General features: G+C 38.7%; 4 protein-coding genes and 2 pseudogenes. All 6 read right to left on the bottom strand.

The window, feature by feature from the left end; genetic code table 11:
* Positions 1-33 precede the first annotated feature (33 nt).
* Positions 34-405, bottom strand: a complete 372-nt coding sequence (locus P8M52_RS05855; RefSeq protein ID WP_300308686.1) for a hypothetical protein — start codon at positions 403-405, stop codon at positions 34-36.
* Between the two features lies 1 nt (position 406).
* Positions 407-915 (bottom strand): annotated as a pseudogene (locus P8M52_RS05850) (peptidylprolyl isomerase).
* Between the two features lie 5 nt (positions 916-920).
* A complete protein-coding gene (locus tag P8M52_RS05845) occupies positions 921-1,286 on the bottom strand; it encodes a hypothetical protein (protein ID WP_300308684.1) in 366 nt (121 codons plus the stop codon).
* A 134-nt stretch (positions 1,287-1,420) separates the two neighbouring features.
* Positions 1,421-3,301 carry an adenylyl-sulfate reductase subunit alpha gene (aprA, locus tag P8M52_RS05840; protein ID WP_300308681.1) on the bottom strand — a complete coding sequence of 627 codons (1,881 nt, stop codon included), beginning with the start codon at positions 3,299-3,301 and terminating at the stop codon, positions 1,421-1,423.
* Positions 3,288-3,779 (bottom strand): adenylyl-sulfate reductase subunit beta, encoded by a 492-nt coding sequence (gene aprB / locus P8M52_RS05835; protein WP_300308678.1) that lies wholly within the window; start codon positions 3,777-3,779, stop codon positions 3,288-3,290. Before aprB ends, aprA begins: the two co-directional genes overlap by 14 nt.
* 33 nt (positions 3,780-3,812) lie before the next feature.
* Positions 3,813-4,332: pseudogene (locus tag P8M52_RS05830) on the bottom strand (adenylylsulfate reductase); the annotation flags it as partial.

Here is a 4,332-nt window from a genome sequence, read left to right as displayed (position 1 = left end):
AAAAAAGGAACGTAATTACGTTCCTTTTTTTGTTTAGATGCCCGTTTCACGATGAATATGAACATTAAGCCCTTTAGTATTTTTTGTCAGAACAAAATCAGCCTGTGCTTTTAATAATTTATCTGTGCATTCATGTAAATCATTATATTCATCTTGGCCTGTATCAAAACGTTTATCAGTTAAATAATAAAAGAAGCTTTTATACTTGAACTCATCAAGTTTAATAATAATAAAAGTAGAGTTAGGATCTTCCCATACAGCAGCAGGAAAGAGTGTTGGCTTTTCCTCACCTTCCTTGGTAATTTCAATGTCAGCCAAATTAACCTGTTTTTGCTCGTCTCTCCAACGATTATTAAGGTTATTTTGAATTGTTGTTAATTCAGATTCATTAAATTCTATACTCATATTAATTTCCTTGACTCAAGATTTCTTCTAAACTAGGCTCTGAATCTGTTGTACCACCAGCTTCCATTTCTTCAATGGTAGCATCACGTACCAAAGTAACCTCAAGTACGAACTTAACATCACGACCACAAAGTGGATTATTGCCATCAATTGTAACCGTTTCTTCATCAACTTTTGTAACTAAAAAGTCTTTAGAATGGCCATCTGCATTTTCCATGGTTACTTTAGTACCAATTTCTCTATATTGTGGTGGTACATTTTCAATCTTGTCTATGAAAACTAAAGATTCGTCTCGTTCACCATACAACTTGGCAACATCAACATTAACTTCAATAATATCGCCTTCTTCACGGCCTTCAAGTTCAGCTAATACAGCTGGACCTAAAACATCATTAGCGCCATGAACATAGCCAACTGGATATTCAATATTAGAAAACACATTGCCCGTTTTCTGATAATAACCTTGTAAATCAGTTCAACATATTTTGACTCTTCAATAAAATTACTCATAGTTTTTAAAAAATAGTTGCACCGAAAATCTTAACCACATCTCCTTCATAGCCAAGAACCAATCTTCCTAGATACTCACCTTTCTTCTCAGCGTTGAGCTTACCATTGTTAGTTTGTCTGTATAAAACAGTCACATACTCACCACGACGAATCATACCTAAATAATCAGCACCTTTTTCCAGGCCTTTAGTTAACTCACTACGAGCGAACTGCTTACCCATTTCAATTTCATTTGCACCACGTAAAAAATCCTCAGAAAAGTTACGCGTAAAAGCACCATAATTACCATTGTTTGAAAATTTTATTAGGTCATCCCACATTGGGTGAGCGATGGCTAATATCTCATCATCTGTCTTATCTATAATATTCATACTAATTATTCCAATAAATTATTTTTATCTATTGTAAGTCTTTTTTTTAAAACCTACAATAGATAAAAAAGACCAACACTTGCGTGTTGGCCTCTTTTATTTCTAGAAATTTAAATTAAATTTCTATGAACGCTTTATTCTTCGTCATTAACTAAGTGGTAACAAGGCGCTTTTTGCATAGTGTACTCACCAGTAGTACGATCACGATGAGATACAGTTAAAACATGCCAATTTTCATCGTCAAGTTTCATTGCATCACCACGGTAATAGTAACCAGGCCAGCGAGTTTCCTTACGGAAGAACGTATGCTGGAAAACACACTCAGAAGTACGATGACGGTGCTTAAGCTCCCATGCACGCATTAACTGGTGAATGTCTTCAGCACCTAGTTTATCTAGATCCTCTTCCATTACAGCCATCTTCTGCATACCCATATTAAGTAGCTTATCGTTAGTCATGTAAGAAACTGTCACACCACCACAATACTCATCCATAATCTTCTGTAGACGCTGTAAACCAGGCATAGGAAGAATATAACTTGGAGAAACTGTACCAGCAACGATTTCATTGCGACCAATTCTGTAAGTCTCTAATGGCTGATAGATTTGTGCTTTACGATCAGCAATTTGCTTATCAGAAACAACAATACCTTCACCTTTACCATCATCAATATATTTACATGCAGCTTTTGCAGCTAAACGACCTTCAGTAAATGAACCAGATGAGAAAGCATGTGGTGTACCACCAACAGCATCGCCTGCGCCAAATAAACCTTCAACTGAAGTCATTCTGTTGTAACCCCAGAAGTACTCTTCTGGTGAAAGATCTTCAGGACCTGAACACCATGCGCCACAACCTGTAGCATGAGAACCCATAACATATGGTTCAGAAGTCGTTAACTCAGGGTTAATATACTTAGGGTCAATATCAGTTGCAGCCCATAGAACCGCCTGACCAACCGTCATACCTAAGAAGTTTTCCCAACCAACTTCCTCTAAATGAGGGTCTTGGAATGCTTCCATTGTAACCATGTGAATTGGACCACGGCCAGCATTATTTTCAGAAATAATTGCTGATGTACGTAAACAAGTTGGAATAGGTCGTGCAGTAACATGTGATGCTGCAGTGTCTAAGTAACGTTTACCAACCATTTCTTCTAACTGTGGGAACCAATTTGACTCATACTCATCGCCGTAAGCATTTTGAGTGTAAGTCTTAAGGTGTAAGAAATATGCGCCAACTGGACCGTAACCATCTTTAAATCGAGCTAAAACGATACGATTTTCCATTTGAGTCATTTTTGCACCAGCTTCAATCATTAAACCGTAAGCTGAACCAGAAGACCAAGGTGCGTACCATACACGGCCAGCACCTTCACCTACTGATCTAGGCTTAAAGATGTTAGAAGCACCACCAGCACCAACAATAGTTGCCTTAGATTTGAATACGTGATAATTACCAGTACGTACGTTAAAACCAACACAGCCTGCTACACGATTATCTTTACCATCATCCATTAACAAATGAGTAACCATAATACGGTTGTATACTTTATCAGCTTGTTTTGTAGCAGCTTCAGCAACGATAGGCTTGTACGACTCACCATGGATCATGATCTGCCATTTACCTTCACGCATATATGCGCCAATATCTTCTCTCTTAGGGTCTTTCATTAATGGTAAGCCCCACTCTTCAAACTTGTGTACTGCAGAGTCAACGTGGCGAGCCATATCGAATAATAAATCTTCACGTACCATACCCATCAGGTCAATACGAGCGTAACGAACGTGATCTTCAGGATTGTTCTCGCCAAAACGAGTACCCATGTAACAGTTAATCGCATATAAACCTTGGGCAACAGCACCAGAACGGTTAATGTTTGCTTTTTCGGCAATTATGATTTTCTTGTCTTGACCCCAGTATCTTGCTTCATATGCGGCACCTGTGCCACCTAATCCAGCACCAACAACAAGAATATCAATGTTGTCTTCTACAATAGTTTTATAGGCTTTCATGGTACTGTGCTCCTTTCTTTAAAGATAGTTTGTTAGTTTCAAGCGTGTGTAAACCACCGTCATCCATACGAATGTACTTAGGTTCAAATGCTAGTAATTCAGAATTACGCATTTCTGCACTTGGTGCTGTTTCGTTTCTAAAGTCTGGAATCTTTGTTCCCCATGGTTGCGTTGTAATTGGTGACAAGAAGTTTTTAACACGTCCGTCACGGAATTTAACTCTCCATGCGATCGTTCCTTTTTCTTCATCACGAATTGTACGTACACTATGTCCTAATGGCGCAAAGTCAGCGTAACCACGTACATCAATAGCTTGGTGTGGACATGCTTTAACACATGAATAGCACTCCCAACACATGTTAGGTTCAATGTTGTAAGCACGACGATATTTATCATCAATGTGCATAATGTCAGATGGGCAGATATCTACACAATGTCCACAACCATCACAACGAGTCATATATACAAAAGTTGGCATATTCTATTCCTCTCTTAAGTTAATTAATTAATATTAGTAGTGATTAGGCGCTTCGCGCTTAATACCAAGACCCATGTCCATTGGTGCATCTTTAAGAAGCTCCATAGAGTGTCTGTTTTGCTGGAACTCATCGTCTGCAGCAGTTTTGCCACCGAATCTAGTTTCATGCGGTAAGTTCTCGTTTGTGCCATTCGCCTTAATAATGCGCTTGTTGTAACCAGCCACAGGCTTGAAGAACATGTGAGAGAATTTAGACCAATACACGCCACCAAATAATGATGCAGTTGAAAGGATTACTAGTGCAAACCAAATGCCTGTTCCACCATTTGTGGCAGACCAGCCAATAGCTGTTACCGAAGTTGCCATTAACGCTAATGAGAATGAATCTTTTCTAAGTGTAACACTTGTCCAAGGAACTCCTTCAGATTCGCTATCTACTTTGAATGAGAACCAATACCAGAAAGAACCAATAAACAACAAAATTGCACCCGTATTCCATACTTGGGCTAATAACGCTGTTGACTCTTCACCGAAGATGATCATTGCAGTTGCT

This window comes from Candidatus Thioglobus sp. (genome assembly GCF_029243085.1).
Lineage (GTDB): Bacteria > Pseudomonadota > Gammaproteobacteria > PS1 > Pseudothioglobaceae > Thioglobus_A.
Note: the sequence above shows the minus strand (reverse complement) of the source record. Positions and strands in the feature narration are given on the sequence as shown.